We start from the raw sequence: 17,604 nt of genomic DNA, 5'->3' as shown, positions 1-17,604 counted from the left end.
TCACTCGGAACCGGCGCCGCCCCCTCGTGGGCGGCGCCGGTTCGCGTTTCCGGGCGACAATGGACCGGTGGGGGACAGGGGAGCGGTGCGTCCGCGGGAGAGTAGCGTGCTGCGGCTCGGCCTGCTCGCGCTCGGCGCCCTCCTCTCCGTGACGTGGGCCGCCGGCTGGACGGCCGCCGCCCTCGCGAACGACCACGCCCCCGAGGGGACGCTGCCCGCGGCGCTCTACGCGGCCGGCCAGATCCTCTCCGTGCTCGCGGCACCCGCCTGGTTCGCCCTCTGCCTGTGGTTCGCCCGCACGACCGGTCAGCTGATCGGCTGGGGGATCGCCGGACTCGTCCTCCTCGCGCCGCTGCCGCTCGTCGTGGGTGCGGCGTGACCGCCGACGTCCCCGTCCTGCGCCGCGAACGCCGCGAGCGTCGCGAGCGCGACGAGATGCGCCCCTCCTCCTCGCTGCTCGCCAGGGCCGTCGTCGCCGTCGTCCTCGCGGTGCCGTTCGGCTGGGACCTCATCGAGGCGATCGCGGACCTCGCCGCGCTGCTCGCGTTCGCCGACGCGGCCGGCCACCCTCTCAACTCGTACGCCTGGCTCGTGCTCGGCACGGCGATCGTCACCCCGCCGGCCGCCTTCGCCACCGCGCTCAGCCTCGGCTGGGGCCGCGGACCGCTGCGCCTCGCGGCCGCGCTCGGGGTCGCCCTGGCCGCGACCGCGGCGATCAGCCTCACCCTCGAGGCGCTGCTGCGCGCCTGACCAGGCCTCCGCGGAAGCCCTTCGTTGCGCCGGATGACGCCGCGTTGCGGCGGGTGACGGGCGGTTGCGCCTCGTGACGCGTCCGCTTTCCGCCCGGCTCGACCGCTGGTTCGGTGGACCCATGACGATCACCGACACCGCCCTCGCCCCCGACTCCGCCGCCGACCGCGCCGAGCGCCTGACCGCCGCCGGCGCCGCCTGGAACGCCCGCATCGAGGCCGACGCCGCGAACGCCCAGCTCACCTACCGCGTTCGCGGCACGGGAGAGGGGGCCGTCGCGACCCGCGTCTCGTCCGGCAAGCACCGCTTCCTGGTCGACGAGCCCGCCGCCCTCGCGGGCGACGACGTCGCGGCGAGCCCCGTCGAGTACGCCCTCGGCGCCCTCATCTCCTGTCAGGTGGTCGTCTACCGCCTCTACGCGCAGACGCTCGGCATCGCACTCGACGCGATCGAGATCGAGGCGGAGGGCGACATCGACGTCCGCCGGCTGTTCGGTCTCGACCCGTCGGTCCGCCCCGGCTTCAGCGACATCCGCCTCGCCGTGACGCTCGAGGGCCCGGAGCCGCGCGAGCGCTACGAGGAGCTGCAGGTCGCGGTGGATGCCCACTGCCCCGTCCTCGACCTGTTCTCGAACGCGACGCCCGTCTCCGTCCGCCTCGCCTGACCGGCGACCGGAGCGACATCCGGCAAGCGGACACCGTTGCCGGATGTCGCCCCGGCCGCTCCCGGCCGCCGTTCACACGCGCTCCCTAGAATCGGCCCGTGCCTATCGAGACCAAGAGCGTCTACGTCGCCTCCGCTGAAGGCGACACCGGCAAGTCGACGGTCGCCCTGGGCGTTCTCGACACCCTGCTGAGGGAGGTGGACCGGGTCGGGGTGTTCCGCCCGGTCGCGCGCTCCGTCAGCGAGCGGGACTACGTGCTCGAGCTGCTGCTCGAGCACGACGGCGTCGACCTCGGCTACGACGAGTGCATCGGCGTCACCTACGACGACGTGCACGCGGACCCGGACGCCGCGCTCGCCCGCATCCTCGACCGGTACAAGGCGGTCGAGGAGCAGTGCTCGGCGGTCGTGATCCTCGGCTCCGACTACACCGACGTCGGCAGCCCCACCGAGCTGTCCTTCAACGCGCGCGTCGCCGCGAACCTGGGTGCGCCCGTCCTGCTGGTGCTCGGCGGGCGCAGCGCCAGCGGCGGCCAGGACCGGTTCGGCGGCGGCACCGCCCGCACCGCCGACGAGCTCGCGCAGCTCGCCGAGGTCGCGGTCGGCGAGCTCAAGGCGGAGCACGCGTCCCTCCTCGCGGTCGTCGCCAACCGCGTCGACCCGGCGATCGTCTCGGCCGTCCGGTTCACAATCGGGCTCACGCTGCACGACGACGCGGTCCCGGTCTGGGCGATCCCCGAGGACCCCCTGCTCGTCGCGCCCACCATGCAGAACCTGCTCGCCGCGACCGGCGGAACCCTCGTGCAGGGCGACGCCGCGATGCTGCAGCGCCCCGTCTTCGGCGTCGTGGTCGCGGGCATGTCGATGGTCAACGTCCTGCCGCGCCTCACCGAGGGCGCCGTCGTGATCGTGCCCGGCGACCGGGTCGAGGTGCTCATCGCCGCGCTCCTCGCGCAGACGTCGGGCACCTTCCCGTCGCTCGCGGGCATCCTGCTCAACGGCGGCTTCGAGCTTCCCGAGCAGATCCAGCGCCTGCTGGCCGGCATCGAGGTGACGCTGCCGATCGTGTCGACGCCGCTCGGCACCTACGACACGACCGTGCGCGTCACCAGGAGCCGCGGCCGGCTCGCGGCGGAGTCGAGCGCCAAGTACGACCAGGCGCTCGCCCTGTTCGAGGAGTCGGTCGACCGCGCCGCCCTCCTCGAGCTGCTCGCCGTGCCGCACACCGGCGTCGTCACGCCGCTGATGTTCGAGCACCAGCTGCTCGAGCAGGCGCGTGCCGCGAAGGCCCACATCGTGCTGCCGGAGGGGGAGGAGGACCGCATCCTGCTCGCCGCGGACCGGCTCCTGCGCCGGGGCGTCGCCCGGCTCACGCTGCTCGGCGACGAGGCGGACATCCGTGCCCGCGCCAGCGCGGTCGGGGCCGACATCACGGGCGCCGAGATCCTCGACCCGCACGGCGCCGAGCTGCGGGAGCGGTTCGCCGAGGAGTACGCGCGCCTGCGCGCCCACAAGGGCGTGACGCTCGAGGCGGCCCGCGACGTGGTCGTCGACGTGTCCTACTTCGGCACGATGATGGTGCACCTCGGCCTCGCCGACGGCATGGTGTCGGGCGCGGTGCACACGACGGCGCACACCATCCGGCCCTCGTTCGAGATCATCCGCACCAAGCCGGGCGTCTCGGTCGTGTCGAGCGTGTTCCTCATGGCGCTCGCCGACCGCGTGCTCGTCTACGGCGACTGCGCCGTCATCCCCGACCCCACCAGCGAGCAGCTCGCCGACATCGCGCTGTCCTCCGCCGTCACCGCGAGCCAGTTCGGGATCGAGCCCCGCGTCGCGATGCTCTCCTACTCGACGGGCCAGTCCGGCGAGGGGGCGGACGTCGAGAAGGTCCGCAACGCCACGAAGCTCGTGCGCTCCCGCCGGTCCGACCTGCCGGTGGAGGGGCCGATCCAGTACGACGCGGCCGCCGACGTCGCGGTCGCCCGCACCAAGCTGCCGAACTCGGCGGTGGCCGGGTACGCCACCGTGTTCATCTTCCCCGACCTCAACACCGGCAACAACACGTACAAGGCGGTGCAGCGCAGCGCCGGTGCCGTCGCGATCGGGCCGATCCTGCAGGGCCTCAACAAGCCGGTCAACGACCTCTCCCGCGGCGCCCTCGTGCAGGACATCGTCAACACGGTCGCGATCACCGCCATCCAGGCCGGCCAGGCCCGCGCATGACCGCCGTCCTCGTCGTCAACAGCGGCTCGTCGTCCCTCAAGTACCAGCTCATCGAGACCGACACCGAGGAGGTGCTCGCGAAGGGCCTCCTCGAGCGGATCGGGCAGGTGCAGGGCGTCGCCACGCACACGACCCCCGACGGCGAGTGGACCATGGAGCCCGCCCTGCCCGACCACGGCGCCGCGTTCGACGCGATGACCCGCGCCTTCGAGGAGCACGGGCCCACCGGGCTCGCCGGCCTGGTCACGGCGGTCGGCCACCGCGTCGTGCACGGCGGGGCGCGGTTCTTCGCGCCGACGCTTGTCACGCCGCAGGTCGAGAAGGACATCGACGAGCTCGCCGAGTACGCGCCGCTGCACAATCCCGCCAACCTGGCGGGGATCCGTGCGGCGCTCGCCGCCTTCCCGGACGTGCCGCACGTCGCCATCTTCGACACGGCGTTCCACCAGACGATGCCGCCCGAGGCCTACACCTACGCGATCGACGCCGCGGTCGCGGAGAAGTACCGGATCCGCCGGTACGGCTTCCACGGCACCTCCCACAAGTACGTCTCGGAGAAGGCGGCCGCGTTCCTCGGCACGCCGCTCGAGGAGACGCGGACCATCGTGCTCCACCTCGGCAACGGCGCGAGCGCGTGCGCGGTGCGGGGCGGCGAGTCGGTCGACACCTCCATGGGCTTCACGCCTCTGCAGGGGCTCGTGATGGGCACCCGGTCCGGCGACCTCGACCCGGCCGTCGTCTTCCAGCTCGCCCGGTTCGGCGGACTCGGCCTGGACGAGCTCGACGACCTGCTCAACCGGCGCAGCGGCCTGAAGGGGCTCACCGGCTCCGCCGACCTGCGCGACGTGCGCCGCAACGCGGACGCGGGGGACGAAGCGGCGCAGGTCGCCCTCGACGTCTACTGCCACCGCATCAAGCACTACGTCGGCGCCTACCTCGCCGTCCTCGGCGGTGCGGACGCGATCGTCTTCACCGCGGGGGTGGGGGAGAACTCGCCGCTCATCCGCGAGCGGTCCCTCGCCGGTCTCGAGGGCCTCGGGATCGAGATCGACGCCGAGCGGAACGCATCCGCGGAGCGCGGCGAGCGCCGCATCTCGACGGACGCGTCTCGCACGGCGGTGCTCGTGCTGCCCACCAACGAGGAGCTGGAGATCGCCCGCCAGACGGTGAGCGCCCTCGCCGCCTGAGTCCCGGCCGGCCGGAGCCGGAGCCGGGGGTGACGAATCAAGGAGTTTCGGCGTCCGATCGGCCCCGATCCGCATGCGCGGTGTCCGACGCGGCCGTTCCTCCTTGATTCGTTACCGCCACGTCAGAGTGCCGGCCGTCGGCGACCGCGGCGTCGGCGTGCGCGGCCGCAGAGTGCCCGGACACCCCGGAGACCCCCGAGGAGCGTCCCCGGGTGACGGCGAGGCTCGCGACGGTCGCCACGGCCACCGTCGCCGCGATGACGACGAGCGACAGCCAGGTCGGGATCTCCGGCACCCAGAGCAGCGGCTCGCCGCCGTTGATGAAGGGCACCTCGTTGACGTGCAGCGCGTGCAGCAGCAGCTTCACCCCGATGAAGCCGAGGATCACGGCGAGCCCCTGCGAGAGGAACACGAGCCGCTCCATGAGTCCGCCGAGCAGGAAGTACAGCTGGCGGAGCCCCATCAGCGCGAACGCGTTCGCGGTGAAGACGAGGTACGCCTCCTCGGTGAGCCCGTAGATCGCGGGGATGGAATCGACAGCGAACACGAGGTCGATGACGCCGACCGCGACCACGGTGAGGAACATCGGCGTCACGAGGCGACGCCCGTCCAGCCGGACGGTGAGGCGGTCGCCGTGGTACTCGTCGGTGACCGGGAGCACCCGCCGGGCGAGGCGGACGACCGCGTTGTCGGCGGCGTTCCCGCCGTGCGAGCCCCGCAGCTGCTGGGCGGCGAGCACCAGCAGCAGGGCGCCGAACAGGTAGAAGATCCACGAGAAGTTGGCGATCAGCGCGGCGCCCACGGCGATGAACGCGCCGCGCATGATCAGCGCGATCACGATGCCGATGAGCAGCACCTTCTGCTGGTACGCCTTCGGCACCGCGAACGAGGTCATCACGAGGAGGAAGACGAACAGGTTGTCGACGGACAGGGCCTTCTCGGTGAGGTAGCCGGCGAAGTACTGGCCGCCGTACTCCCACCCGCTGACGACGCCCACGCCGACCCCGAACAGGAGGGCGAGGCCGATGTAGAAGGCCGACCAGCGGGCCGACTCCCCGATGCTCGGCTCGTGCGGGCGCCGGACGTGGCTGAAGAACTCCCACACGAAGAAGACGACGGTGACGGCGAGGGTCACGATCCAGACGAGGGCGCTGACGTTCACGGATCTCCTTGGCTCGATCTTGCGAGTCAAGGTCTCCTTCGCCGCGAGGGCCGGCGGGCCGGGACCGTGTCCGTAGTGACGGTCCGCCGTTGGTGAAGTACTCCCCTTGGGGTCGATCCGAGCGTAACCGGCGGCACGCTGAGCGGGTTCCGTGACGTCACCCGGGGAAACCTGTGAACGGGGCCGGGAAGCCCGATCGCTAGGATCGTCGTGTTTGTGCCGCCCCTCCGAAGGATGTGCCTGTGAGCAAGCCGATCGTCCTGATCGCCGAAGAACTCTCGCCCGCGACGGTCGACGCCCTCGGGCCCGACTTCGAGATCCGCAACGTCGACGGCACCGACCGGCCCGCGCTGCTCGCCGCGCTCGCCGATGCCAGCGCCGTGCTGGTGCGGTCCGCCACGAAGGTGGATGCCGAGGCGATCGCCGCGGCCCCGAACCTCAAGGTCGTCGCCCGCGCCGGCGTGGGACTCGACAACGTCGACATCCCGGCCGCCACGGCCGCCGGCGTGATGGTGGTCAACGCGCCGACCTCGAACGTCGTCTCCGCCGCCGAGCTCGCGATCGGCCACCTGCTCGCGCTGGCCCGGCACATCCCGGACGCCAACTCGTCGCTCAAGGCGGGGGAGTGGAAGCGCAGCCGGTACACCGGCGTCGAGCTCTACGAGAAGACGATCGGGATCGTCGGCCTCGGCCGCATCGGCACCCTCGTCGCGCAGCGCCTTGCCGGCTTCGGCGCAACCCTCGTCGCCTACGACCCCTACGTGACCCCGACCCGCGCCCAGCAGCTCGGCGTGCAGCTGCTGAGCCTCGAGGACCTCGTCGCGCAGAGCGACTTCATCACCATCCACATCCCGAAGACGCCGGAGACCACCGGTCTCATCGATTCCGAGATGTTCGCGAAGGCCAAGCCGGAGCTGCGCATCGTCAACGCGAGCCGCGGCGGCATCATCGACGAGACCGCCCTGTACGAGGCGCTCGCCGCGAAGCGGATCGCCGGCGCCGGCATCGACGTGTTCGTCTCCGAGCCGCCGACCGGATCGCCGCTGCTCGGCCTCGACAACATCGTCGTCACGCCGCACCTCGGCGCCTCGACTGACGAGGCGCAGGAGAAGGCCGGCATCTCGGTGGCCAAGTCGGTGCGCCTGGCCCTGTCCGGCGAGCTCGTGCCCGACGCGGTGAACGTCGCCGGCGGCGTCATCGACCCGTACGTGCGCCCCGGCATCCCGCTCATCGAGAAGCTGGGCCAGGTGTTCTCGGGCCTCGCCGACGGCCCGCTCACGAGCGTCGACGTCGAGGTGCGCGGAGAGCTCGTGAACTACGACGTGAGCGTGCTGAAGCTCGCGGCGCTCAAGGGCATCTTCGCCGGGGTGGTCAGCGAGAACGTCTCCTACGTCAACGCGCCGCTGCTCGCCGAGCAGCGCGGGATCCAGGTGCGCCTCCTCACCGACTCGGTGTCCGAGGAGTACCGCAACGTGCTCACCATCCGCGGCGCGATCGCCGACGGCACCCAGGTGTCCGTGTCCGGAACGCTGACCGGCACGAAGCAGATCGAGAAGATCGTCGAGATCAACGGCTACGACGTCGAGGTCCCGATCGCCGAGCACCACGTCGTCTTCACCTACCAGGACCGCCCCGGCATCGTCGCGGTGTACGGCCAGCGCTTCGGCGAGGCCGGCATCAACATCGCGGGCATGCAGATCGCGCGCCGGGCCGCGGGCGGCAAGGCGCTGAGCGTCCTGACCATCGACGGCCCCGCCCCGGACGACCTCCTCGAGGAGATCCGCACGGCGATCGACGCGGACCTGCTCCGCGAGATCGACGTGGTCGAGCTCGCCTGAGCGGTCTCTCCCACCTCCGGTGATCGAGGGCCAGTAGGAGCTCCCTTCCTTCCGGTGATTGAGGAGGGCCCGTAGGGCCCGTCTCGAAATCACCCGACCTCGCCTTCGGACTCAGCCATGCCGGGTCGAGTTCGTAGGCACGTCGGGTGATTTCGAGACGCCGGCCTGCGGCCGGCTCCTCAATCGCCGGGGTGGGGCGCCTGCGGCCGGCTCCTCAATCGCCGGGGTGGGCCGCCTGCGGCCGGCTCCTCGATCACCGGGGGTGGTCACCGGGGTGGGCGGCGGCGGGCGCGGAGCTTCCGCACCATCGGCACGATGGTCGCGACGAGGATCAGCACGCCCAGGAGGACGAGCGCCCAGCCGAGCGGGCGGCCCAGGCCGAGCCAGACCGAGCCCCAGACGAGGAGGATCGGGCCGCCGAGCAGCCCGATCCACGTGACCGAGGACAGCATGGTGCCGAAGCCGAGCGTGTAGAACGGCTCCTCGGCAGGTGGGCGGCCCGCGTCGCCAGAGGACTCGTCGTCGAAGCGCCCCCAGCCGTGCTCGCCTCCGGGAGTCCGGTCCGGCGGCCGATCGGAGGACATCCTCAGGGCAGGTCGTCGCGCACGTCGCGGCGCAGCCGCTCGCCCGTCGCGGGGTCCACCGCGGTGCGGCTCGTCGCGACCGAGCGGCGGCGGCGGGACATCAGCACGAGGCCGAGGATGATGCCGAGCGCGCCGGCGATCATGAGGATGTAGCCGACGACCGTCAGGTCGATGCCCGGCACCTCGACGTTCACGGCGAAGGCGAGGATCGCGCCGACCGCCAGGAGGAAGATTCCCGCACCGAGGCTCATCCGATCGCCTTCCGCTCAGCGTCGCCGGGGGAGGGTTCCCCGGACCGGGATCATCTTGGCACGGGCGATAGTGTGAGGGAACCGATCCGCCGACATCCCCGGAGTGCCATGCCCGCCGTCATCCGCCTCGCCTCGATCCCGGGAGACGGCATCGGCCCAGAGGTCGTCGCCGAAGCCCTCAAGGTGCTCGAGGTCGCGCTGCCCGAGGACGTCACCGTCGACGTGACCGAGTTCCGGCTCGGTGCCGGGCGCTACCTCGAGACCGGCGAGGTGCTGCCCGACGAGGAGCTCGCGGCGATCAAGCGGCACGACGCGATCCTGCTCGGCGCGGTCGGGGGAGTGCCCGGCGACCCGCGGCTCGCGGGCGCGAACATCGAGCGGGGGCTGCTGCTGAAGCTGCGGTTCGAGCTCGATCACTACGTCAACCTGCGCCCCACCGTGCTGCACCCGGGCGTCGTCTCGCCCCTCGCCCGCCCGGGCGACGTCGACTTCGTCGTCGTGCGCGAGGGCACCGAGGGCCCCTACGTCGGCAACGGCGGCTCCATCCGGGTCGGCACGCCGGCCGAGATCGCGACCGAGGTCAGCCTCAACACCGCCTTCGGCGTCGAGCGGCTCGTCCGCTACGCGTTCGGCGCCGCCGAGCGCCGGCGGCGGAAGCTCACCCTCGTGCACAAGACGAACGTGCTGAGCTACGCGGGCGGGCTCTGGAAGCGGGTCGTGGACCAGGTCGCCGCCGAGTTCCCGTCGGTGTCCGTCGACTACCTGCACGTCGACGCGGCCACGATCTTCCTCGTGACGGACCCTGCTAGATTCGACGTGATCGTCACGGACAACCTCTTCGGCGACATCCTCACCGACTTGGCCGGCGCTATCAGCGGCGGCATCGGTCTCGCGGCCTCCGGCAACATCAACCCGGACGGAACGCACCCCTCGATGTTCGAGCCGGTTCACGGTTCCGCTCCCGACATCGCCGGGCAGCAGAAGGCGGATCCGACGGCGGCCATCCTCTCGGTCGCGCTCCTCCTCGACCACCTCGGTCATGGGGACGCGGCGGCGCGGGTGTCGGCCGCGGTGACCGCCGACCTGGAAGCCCGGTCCGCCGAGGCGACTCCGCGGCGCACCTCCGAGACGGGGGATGCGATCGTGGCCCTGCTGCGGCCGCCCACGACCCACTAGCCCACTGGACACGACATGACCGCGACGAAGTTCCCCCTCGCCTTCACCACCACGCCCTCGCAGCGTGCCCGCGACGACGCCGAGCGCGAGGCGATCCTCGCCGACCCCGGCTTCGGCAAGCACTTCACCGACCACATGGTGCAGATCACCTGGGACATCGAGCACGGCTGGCACGACGCGGAGGTCGTGCCATACGGGCCCATCCCGATGGACCCTGCCGCGTCGGTGCTGCACTACGCGCAGGAGATCTTCGAGGGCCTGAAGGCCTACCGGCACGCGGACGGATCCGTCTGGACGTTCCGGCCGGAGCGGAACGCCCTGCGCCTGCAGCGGTCCGCCCAGCGCCTCAACCTGCCGGAGCTCTCGACCGAGGACTTCGTGGAGTCGATCCGCCAGCTGGTCGCCGTCGACGCCGCCTGGGTGCCGTCGGCCCCGGAGACGAGCCTGTACCTGCGGCCCTTCATGTACGCGAGCGAGAGCTTCCTCGGCGTCCGCTCGGCGCAGAAGGTGGACTACCGGGTCATCGCGAGCCCGGCCGGCGCCTACTTCCACGGCGGCATCAAGCCGGTCTCCATCTGGCTGTCGACCGACTACACCCGCGCGGGACGCGGCGGGATGGGCGCTGCGAAGACGGGCGGCAACTACGCCGCGTCACTGCTGCCCCAGGCCGAGGCGTACGAGCACGGCTGCCAGCAGGTGCTGTTCCTCGACTCGGTCGAGGGGAAGTACATCGAGGAGCTGGGCGGCATGAACCTGTTCCTCGTGCGCCACGACGGCGCCCTGATCACCCCGTCGACGAGCGGCACGATCCTCGAGGGCATCACCCGCGACTCGATCATCCAGCTCGCCCGCGACCACGGCCACGCCGTCGAGGAGCGTCCGGTGACGATCGACGAGTGGCGCGAGGGCGTCGCGTCGGGGGAGATCACCGAGGTGTTCGCCTGCGGCACCGCGGCCGTCATTACGCCCGTCGCGGTGCTGAAGACGCCCGACTTCGAGATCGGCGACGCCTCGGCCCCGGCCGGGGCGCTGACGATGTCGCTGCGCGAGGAGCTCACCGACATCCAGTACGGCCGCCGCCCCGACCACCACGACTGGATGACCCGGCTCGTCTGACCCGTCGGGGCGCCCCTTCGGCTCCGCGGCGGCCGCCGCCTGCTCCGGTCAGTAGGCTCGACGTCGTGAAGATCGCGCGGTTCAGTGTCGAGGGCGAGGCGTCCTACGGGATCCTCGACGAGGATGCGGAGGAGCTGGTCGTCCTCGCGGGCGACCCCATGTTCGCCGGCTACCGCACGACGGGGGAGCGGGTGTCGCTCGGCGTCGCCAAGCTGCTGGCGCCGGTCATCCCGCGCTCCAAGGTCGTCGGCGTCGGTCTGAACTACGCGGCGCACAGCGACGACCTCGGGCAGGAGCAGCCGGCGGACAGCCCGCTGCTGTTCCTCAAGCCGAACACCTCGGTGATCGGACCGGGCGAGCCCATCCAGCTGCCGCCCGTCGAGGGCCGCATCGTGCACGAGGGCGAGCTCGCGGTCGTCGTCGGCCGCATCGCGAAGCAGGTGCCGGTCGAGCGCGCGCACGAGGTCGTCTTCGGCTACACGATCGGCAACGACGTCTCGGCCCGCGACCAGATGTTCGCGGACGGCCAGTGGGCGCGCGCCAAGGGCTACGACACGTTCTGCCCGCTCGGCCCCTACATCGAGACCGAGCTCGACCCGTCGAACCTCGACATCCGCACCTTCGTCGACGGCGAGCCGCGGCGCAGCGGCAACACGTCCGAGATGCGGTTCTCGGTGGCGGAGATCATCGCGGCCGCGTCCGACGTGTGGACCCTGCTCCCGGGCGACGTGATCCTCACCGGCACGCCGGCGGGCCCGGGCGGCTTCACGGCCGGCCAGACCGTCGACATCCGGATCGAGGGCATCGGCACCCTGACGAACCCGGCCCGCAACCGCGACTGACGCTGGTCCCGCCGGCGCGGGTCGTGCGGTCAATACGCATCCGTAGACCGTCGCAACTTGTCCGCAGGACCCGCGGACGTGTCAGCGGGACCGCGCGGCACGGCCCGCGGACGCCCGCGGCGTGCCGGACTCGGGGCCGGCCAGCTTCTGCGCGATCGCGATCGGGATGATCGACACGAGGATCAGCACGACCGCGACGACGTTGACGACCGGGGCCTGGTTGGGCCGGAACACGTTGTTGAGGATCCAGATGGGCAGCGTCTGCACGCCCGTGCCCGCCGTGAACGTGGTCACGATGATCTCGTCGAAGCTGAGCGCGAACGCGAGCAAGCCGCCGGCGAGCAGCGCCGAGCGCAGCTGCGGGAACGTGACGAGGCGGAAGGTCGTCCAGACGCCGGCGCCGAGATCGGCGGACGCCTCCTCGAGCCGGGTGCCGGTGCGCCGGAGCCGCGCGAGCACGTTGTTGAACACCGTGACGATGCAGAACGTGGCGTGGGCGACGATCAGCGTCAGCAGCGACAGCTGCACGCCCGCGATCGTCCGGAAGAAGTTGTTGAGCGCGATGCCGGTGATGATGCCCGGCAGCGCGATCGGCAGGATGACGAGCAGGTTCACCGTGCTGCGGCCGAAGAACTCGTAGCGCTGCAGAGCGAGCGAGATGAGCGTGCCGAGCACGAGCGACACCGCGGTCGCGGCGAGGGCCACGATGACACTCGTGCCGATCGCGTCGAGGGCGCCCTGACTGCGGGCGGCGCGCGCCCACCACTCCAGCGTGAAGCCGGGCGGCGGCCAGGCGAAGGTCTGGCTCGTGCTGAACGAGTTGAGCACGACCACGAGGAGCGGGATGTAGACGATCGCGAGCACCGCCGCGGTGAGGGCGCCGAGCACGCCCTTGCTCAGTCGAGACAGTCGCATGGGTCCTTCAGAGGTTGTCGAGGGCGCCGGTCCGGCGCACGGCGGCGAGGTAGACCATGATGATCGCGATCGGGATGAGCGCGGCGGCCGCCGCGAGCGGCAGGTTGTTCGCCGTCCCGACGTTCGTGTAGACGAGGTTCCCCAGCATCTGGTTGGCGCCGCCCACGATCGACACGGCGATGTAGTCGCCGAGCGTGAGCGAGAAGCTGAAGATCGAGCCGGCGATGACGGCCGGGTAGAGCAGCGGGAGGACGACCGACCGCACCGTGCGCCAGGGCTTCGCGCCGAGGTCGCTCGACGCGTCGAGCAGCGAGTCCGGCACCCGCTCGAGTCCCGCGTAGATCGGCAGGATCACGTACGGCAGCCAGAGGTAGCTGAGCGTGATGACGGTGGCGGGGATGCCGTAGCCGGGGGAGGACCCGCCGATCGGCTCGACGAGCCAGGCGAAGAGGCCCTCCGGCGAGAGCACGGTCCGCCAGGAGTACGCCTTGACGAGGTAGCTCGCCCACAGCGGCGTGAGCACCGCGATGACGAGCGCCCGCTGCAGGCGCGGACCGGCGACCTTCGCCATGAAGAACGCGATCGGCAGCGCGAGCAGGATGTCGATCACGGTGACGAGGAGTGCGATGCCGACCGTCCGCAGCGTCACCGACTGGTACACGGACGCGGTGAGGACGGTGACGATGTTGTCGAGGGTCCACTCGATGCGGACCTCGCCGGTGAAGCTGTCCACCGTCCAGAACGCGGTGACGAGGAGGGCCGCGAGCGCGACGATGTAGACGAGGCCGAGCCAGAACAGCGGCGCCGTCAGCAGCAGCGCGAGCCGCAGCCGGGCGTGCTCGAAGAGGAACGCCGAGACGGAGTGCCGCCGCGTCGAGGTGGTCGCGCTCATCGCGCTCCTTCCGGGGAGGAGGACGGGTGGGGCCGGACGACCCCACCCGCCCGATCGGTTCAGCCCTTGATCTCCTGCCAGGCCGCCGTCCACTGGGAGTAGTCGGTGCACTGGACGTCGGTGCGCCCGTCGAGGCACTCGGCGATCGGGGTGGACCAGTACCAGATCTGCTCTGCGTACTCCGCGTCGCCCGCGTGGTACGCCTCGCAGTCGTCGCGGAACTCGCACGCCTCCTGGCTGGAGGGCGCCTCGCCGAAGTACTGCGTCGCCGCCGCGTTCGCCTCGGGGCTCGCGATGTAGTTCAGCCACGCGTACGCGCAGTTCGGAGCCTCCGCGTCGGAGGCGATCATCCAGGTGTCCGACCAGCCGGTCGCGCCCTCCTCGGGCAGCACGACCTCGGTGTTGCCGGTCGTGATCGAGTTCTGGATGACCTGCCAGGTCGTGCCGACCACCGAGGTGCCCGACTCGAACGCCTGGATCTCCTTCAGGTAGTCGCCCCAGTACTCGCCGATGTGCTGGCGCTGCGCCTTGAGCAGGTCGACCGCCGCGGCGAGCTGCGTCTCGTCGAGCGCGTAGGGGTTCTCGATCCCGAGCTCCGGCTTGTGCGCCATGAGGTACACCGCGGCGTCCGCGATGTAGATCGGGCTGTCGTACGCGGTCACCTTGCCCGAGAACTCGGCGGCGCGGTCGAACACCACGTCCCACGAGGTCGGAGCCGGCTGCACGACGTCGGTGTTGTACATGAGCAGGTTGGCGCCGTAGCCGTGCGGGACGCCGTAGGGCTGCCCGTCCACGCTGTTCCACGACTTGTCCTTGAGGAAGTCGTAGACGTTCTCGTAGTTCGGGATGAGGTCCGTGTTGACGGGCTGCACAAGGTCGCCCGCCACGAGCCGGAGCGTGAGGTCGCCGGATGCGGCCACGACGTCGTAGCCGCCGCTCTTCATGAGGCTGAGCGCCTCGTCGGAGGTGCCGTAGTACTTGGCCGTGACCTGACAGCCGGTCTCCTCCTCGAACGGGGTGACCCAGTCGACGTCGGGATCGTTGCTGCCGTCCTCGACGTAGCCCGGCCAGGCGAGGATCGAGACCGCGTCCTCATAGTCGCCGAGCTCGTCGGTCGGCGCCCCGCTGGCGCCGCCGCCGGATCCTCCTCCTGCGGTGCCGCAGGCGGTGAGCGCGGCGACGGATGCGATCGCGAGGCCGACCAGGGCTCCCGATCGGCGGAAGTTGAGCCTTCTCATTGCCGTCCTTCTTCCTTGTGTGTTGGTGGAGCGATGTTGGGGCTGGGTGGACCGGCGGCGGCCGGGTCAGGGGGTGACGGGGACCGCGGCGTCGAGGGCGACGAGGTCGCGGTCGCTCCACTCCGCGACGACGCGGGTGCCGCGGAGCGCCGCATCGCTTGCGGCGTCGCGGCCGAGGGTGTGCTCGAGCACGGTGAGCTGGAGCCCGGCATCGAGATCGACGATGATCCGCCGGCCGGTGCCGAGGTACACGACCTCCGCGATGGTTCCGGACGCTGCCCGGTCCCGGCCGGTCGGGGCGTCGGCGAGCGTGATCCGCTCGGGACGCAGCGCGAACGTGCCGGGGACGCCGAGGAGCTGCGCCGCCACGGCGCCCTCGAGCACGTTGGAGGTGCCGACGAAGGTGGCGACGAACCGCGACTGGGGCCGCTCGTAGATCTCGGCGGGCGTGCCGAGCTGCTCGATGCGGCCGTCGTTGAAGACGGCGACGCGGTCGCTCAGCGTCAGCGCCTCCTCCTGGTCGTGCGTCACGAAGATGAAGGTGATGCCGAGGGAGCGCTGCAGCTGCTTCAGCTCCACCTGCATCTGCTCGCGCAGCTTGAGGTCGAGTGCCCCGAGCGGCTCGTCGAGCAGCAGGACCTTGGGGCGGAGCACCGTCGCGCGGGCGAGCGCGACCCGCTGCCGCTGCCCGCCGGAGAGGGCGGAGGGGCGCCGGTCGCCGTAGCCGCCCAGGCGGACGCCCTCGAGCGCCTCCCGTGCGCGCTCGGCGCGCTCGCGCTTCCCCATGCCCCGCACGCGCAGCCCGTATGCGACGTTCTCGAGCACGCTGAGATGCGGGAAGAGGGCGTAGTCCTGGAACACGGTGTTGACGTCGCGGTCGAACGGCGCGGTGCTGGTGACGTCCTCGCCGAAGAGCTCGATGGTGCCGGCCGTCGGCTGCTCGAAGCCGGCGATGAGCCGCAGCACCGTGGTCTTCCCGGATCCGGACGGGCCGAGCATCGAGAAGAACTCGCCCTGCGCGATGTCGAGGTCGACGCCGTCGACGGCGGTCACCGAGCCGAACTCCTTGCGGAGCCCGCGGAGGCTGATCGCCGGGGCGCTCATCGGGTGAGTCCGGATGCGAGGGCAGACGTCATGGGTACATATTCATATGGAACTAGATGTCTTGCGTAGGTCCTTCGTGTTACGGTCTCGTCACAGGATGGGGGAGGCGATGCCCGAGACGATCCGCGCCCGGGGCGCGGCCCGCGCGGCCGTCTTCGCGCCGCTCGACGGGGCCGGGCGAGCGGCGCTCGTCGAGCAGCGGCTGGCCGACGCGATCATCCTCGGCGTGCTGCCGTCGGGGGAGCGGCTGCCGAGCGAGGCGGAGCTCGCGCGGCGGTTCGGCGTCGCCACCGTGACCGCTCGGGAAGCGCTCGAGTCGCTGCGCGACCGCGGGCTCGTCGAGACGCGCCGCGGCCGTGGCGGAGGCAGCTTCGTCCAGCCCGTGCGGGATCACCGGCCGCTCGTCGACCTCCGCCTCCGCGAGCTCAGCCGCGTCGAGCTGCGCGACATGGGCGTTCACTACGCCGCCCTCGCCTCCGCCGCGGCGGAGCTCGCCGCCGAGCGGACAACCGAGGACGACGTCGAGGGCCTGTCCCGGCTGGTCGCGTCCTTCGACGTGTCCGAGGAGGGCGCCGCCCGGCGGGCCGAGAGCACGTTCCGCCTCGAGGTGGCCGCCCTGTCGCAGTCCGCGCGGCTCGTGCGGGAGCACGTGCGGCTGCAGGCCGAGTTCGGGCCGCTGCTCTGGGTCGGCTTCCGCGAGGCGGTGCACCGGGAGCGCGCCCTCGACCACTACCGTGCCGTGATCGGGCATCTGGCATCGGGGGACCGTGACGGGGCGCGAGGGACTACGCTCGCCCACATCCAGGAAGCGGTCGAGGCCCTCATCGACGAGAAGGTGGCCGCGGACAGGAGGGGATCATGACGACTCAGCTCATCGGCAGCCGCGCGGATGCGGTGGCCGCGGTCTTCGCTCCAGTGCTCCGGCTGCTCGAGGGCTGGCGGCATCCGCTCGCCGCCGCGCTCGCCGCGGGAGCGGGGGAGCGCTCGGCGCTGCTCGATCCGGCCGTGGAGCGCCTGGTGACGCCGGCCCTGTCGGACCGGTCGACGCTCGTCGTCGGCGCGGGCTTCATCGCGGCGCCCGGGCTGCTGGGCGACGTCCCCCTGCACCTCGCCTGGTGGCTCGGCAAGTTCAACACCCTCGGTGCTCCGCCGGCGGAGGCGCAGGTGCGTCGCCTGCCCGCCGTCGAGGACCCCTCGTCGGAGGACTTCCACGACTACACGTTCATGGAGTGGTGGCGGGTGCCGGCCGAGACACGGCTGCCGCACCTGACCGGCCCGTACGTCGACTACCTCTGCACCGACGACTACACGCTGACCCTCACCGTGCCGGTGACGCGGGGCGACGAGCTGCTCGGACTGCTCGGCGCCGACCTGTACGTGCGGGAGATCGAGGCGGCCCTGCTGCCGGCGCTGACCGGCGCCCCGGGCGTGCTGACCCTCGTGAACCGGTCGGGCCGGGTGATCCTGTCGACGGACCCGCACCGCCCGAGCGGCGTCCTCCTCCGGAACGCGGCAGGATCGGGCGCCACCGCCCTCCCGGTCGAGTGGGGCGGCACCCCGCTCACCCTCGTCGCCGAGGCGTGACAAGGCGCGTCGAGGCCGGCTTCCCGGTGGTTGAGGTGCGAGCGGAGCGAGCCTCGAAACCACCACACGTGCTCCC

At 71.6% G+C, this 17,604-nt stretch carries 18 protein-coding genes; 11 read left to right on the top strand and 7 right to left on the bottom strand.

Annotated features, from left to right (window positions below; translation table 11 throughout):
• The first annotated feature begins 67 nt into the window (after positions 1–67).
• The 5 genes from J3P36_RS06505 to J3P36_RS06485 all read left to right on the top strand — a co-directional run bounded on the left by J3P36_RS06505 (position 68) and on the right by J3P36_RS06485 (position 4,826).
• Positions 68–379 (top strand): hypothetical protein, encoded by a 312-nt coding sequence (locus J3P36_RS06505; RefSeq protein WP_210506385.1) that lies wholly within the window; start codon positions 68–70, stop codon positions 377–379.
• Complete coding sequence (locus tag J3P36_RS06500; RefSeq protein WP_210506384.1) at positions 376–750, top strand: hypothetical protein; 375 nt, start codon at positions 376–378, stop codon at positions 748–750. Before J3P36_RS06505 ends, J3P36_RS06500 begins: the two co-directional genes overlap by 4 nt.
• 121 nt (positions 751–871) lie before the next feature.
• Entirely contained in the window at positions 872–1,414 is a 543-nt protein-coding gene (locus J3P36_RS06495) for an OsmC family protein (RefSeq protein WP_210506383.1), read from the top strand.
• Positions 1,415–1,512: 98 nt separating this feature from the next.
• Positions 1,513–3,639 (top strand): phosphate acetyltransferase, encoded by a 2,127-nt coding sequence (pta, locus tag J3P36_RS06490; protein ID WP_307806970.1) that lies wholly within the window; start codon positions 1,513–1,515, stop codon positions 3,637–3,639.
• The gene (locus J3P36_RS06485) at positions 3,636–4,826 is read left to right on the top strand and encodes an acetate/propionate family kinase (protein ID WP_210506382.1); all 1,191 of its coding nucleotides are present in this window, start codon (positions 3,636–3,638) and stop codon (positions 4,824–4,826) included. The genes pta and J3P36_RS06485 overlap by 4 nt, the downstream gene beginning before the upstream one ends.
• Before the next feature lie 37 nt (positions 4,827–4,863).
• Here the strand turns inward: J3P36_RS06485 and J3P36_RS06480 are convergent, their stop codons facing one another.
• The gene (locus J3P36_RS06480) at positions 4,864–5,988 is read right to left on the bottom strand and encodes a TerC/Alx family metal homeostasis membrane protein (protein ID WP_210506381.1); all 1,125 of its coding nucleotides are present in this window, start codon (positions 5,986–5,988) and stop codon (positions 4,864–4,866) included.
• Between the two features lie 242 nt (positions 5,989–6,230).
• Between J3P36_RS06480 and serA the strand changes: the two genes are divergently transcribed.
• Positions 6,231–7,826 (top strand): phosphoglycerate dehydrogenase, encoded by a 1,596-nt coding sequence (gene serA, locus J3P36_RS06475; protein ID WP_210506380.1) that lies wholly within the window; start codon positions 6,231–6,233, stop codon positions 7,824–7,826.
• A gap of 266 nt (positions 7,827–8,092) precedes the next feature.
• On the opposite strand, the gene J3P36_RS06470 is transcribed toward serA, so the two are convergent.
• A complete protein-coding gene (locus J3P36_RS06470; protein WP_210506379.1) occupies positions 8,093–8,410 on the bottom strand; it encodes a hypothetical protein in 318 nt (105 codons plus the stop codon).
• Positions 8,411–8,412: 2 nt separating this feature from the next.
• Positions 8,413–8,661, bottom strand: coding sequence for a DUF6458 family protein (locus J3P36_RS06465; protein ID WP_210506378.1), 249 nt, complete (start codon positions 8,659–8,661; stop codon positions 8,413–8,415).
• Between the two features lie 108 nt (positions 8,662–8,769).
• Here J3P36_RS06465 and J3P36_RS06460 point away from each other — a divergent pair, with 108 nt between their 5' ends.
• The 3 genes from J3P36_RS06460 to J3P36_RS06450 all read left to right on the top strand — a co-directional run bounded on the left by J3P36_RS06460 (position 8,770) and on the right by J3P36_RS06450 (position 11,795).
• Entirely contained in the window at positions 8,770–9,837 is a 1,068-nt protein-coding gene (locus tag J3P36_RS06460; protein ID WP_210506377.1) for a 3-isopropylmalate dehydrogenase, read from the top strand.
• 15 nt (positions 9,838–9,852) lie between these two features.
• Positions 9,853–10,953 (top strand): branched-chain amino acid aminotransferase, encoded by a 1,101-nt coding sequence (locus J3P36_RS06455; RefSeq protein ID WP_210506376.1) that lies wholly within the window; start codon positions 9,853–9,855, stop codon positions 10,951–10,953.
• A 65-nt stretch (positions 10,954–11,018) separates the two neighbouring features.
• The gene (locus J3P36_RS06450; protein ID WP_210506375.1) at positions 11,019–11,795 is read left to right on the top strand and encodes a fumarylacetoacetate hydrolase family protein; all 777 of its coding nucleotides are present in this window, start codon (positions 11,019–11,021) and stop codon (positions 11,793–11,795) included.
• Between the two features lie 81 nt (positions 11,796–11,876).
• On the opposite strand, the gene J3P36_RS06445 is transcribed toward J3P36_RS06450, so the two are convergent.
• From J3P36_RS06445 to J3P36_RS06430, 4 genes are all read right to left on the bottom strand, one after another.
• Positions 11,877–12,710, bottom strand: coding sequence for an ABC transporter permease (locus J3P36_RS06445; RefSeq protein ID WP_210506374.1), 834 nt, complete (start codon positions 12,708–12,710; stop codon positions 11,877–11,879).
• 7 nt (positions 12,711–12,717) lie between these two features.
• Entirely contained in the window at positions 12,718–13,602 is an 885-nt protein-coding gene (locus J3P36_RS06440) for an ABC transporter permease (RefSeq protein ID WP_210506373.1), read from the bottom strand.
• A gap of 59 nt (positions 13,603–13,661) precedes the next feature.
• Positions 13,662–14,840 (bottom strand): ABC transporter substrate-binding protein, encoded by a 1,179-nt coding sequence (locus J3P36_RS06435; RefSeq protein ID WP_210506372.1) that lies wholly within the window; start codon positions 14,838–14,840, stop codon positions 13,662–13,664.
• Between the two features lie 66 nt (positions 14,841–14,906).
• Positions 14,907–15,944, bottom strand: a complete 1,038-nt coding sequence (locus tag J3P36_RS06430; RefSeq protein WP_210506371.1) for an ABC transporter ATP-binding protein — start codon at positions 15,942–15,944, stop codon at positions 14,907–14,909.
• 109 nt (positions 15,945–16,053) lie between these two features.
• On the opposite strand from J3P36_RS06430, the gene J3P36_RS06425 reads away from it, so the two are divergent.
• Both J3P36_RS06425 and J3P36_RS06420 read left to right on the top strand, forming a co-directional pair.
• Positions 16,054–16,806 carry a FadR/GntR family transcriptional regulator gene (locus tag J3P36_RS06425; RefSeq protein WP_246854152.1) on the top strand — a complete coding sequence of 251 codons (753 nt, stop codon included), beginning with the start codon at positions 16,054–16,056 and terminating at the stop codon, positions 16,804–16,806.
• Positions 16,803–17,528 (top strand): cache domain-containing protein, encoded by a 726-nt coding sequence (locus J3P36_RS06420; protein ID WP_210506369.1) that lies wholly within the window; start codon positions 16,803–16,805, stop codon positions 17,526–17,528. The genes J3P36_RS06425 and J3P36_RS06420 overlap by 4 nt, the downstream gene beginning before the upstream one ends.
• Positions 17,529–17,604 lie beyond the last annotated feature (76 nt).

The sequence above is a fragment of the Naasia sp. SYSU D00057 genome (genome assembly GCF_017916505.1).
In the GTDB taxonomy this organism is placed as follows: Bacteria; Actinomycetota; Actinomycetes; order Actinomycetales; family Microbacteriaceae; genus Naasia.
The sequence above is the reverse complement of the archived record's forward strand: the minus strand, read 5'-3'. Positions and strand labels throughout refer to the sequence as shown.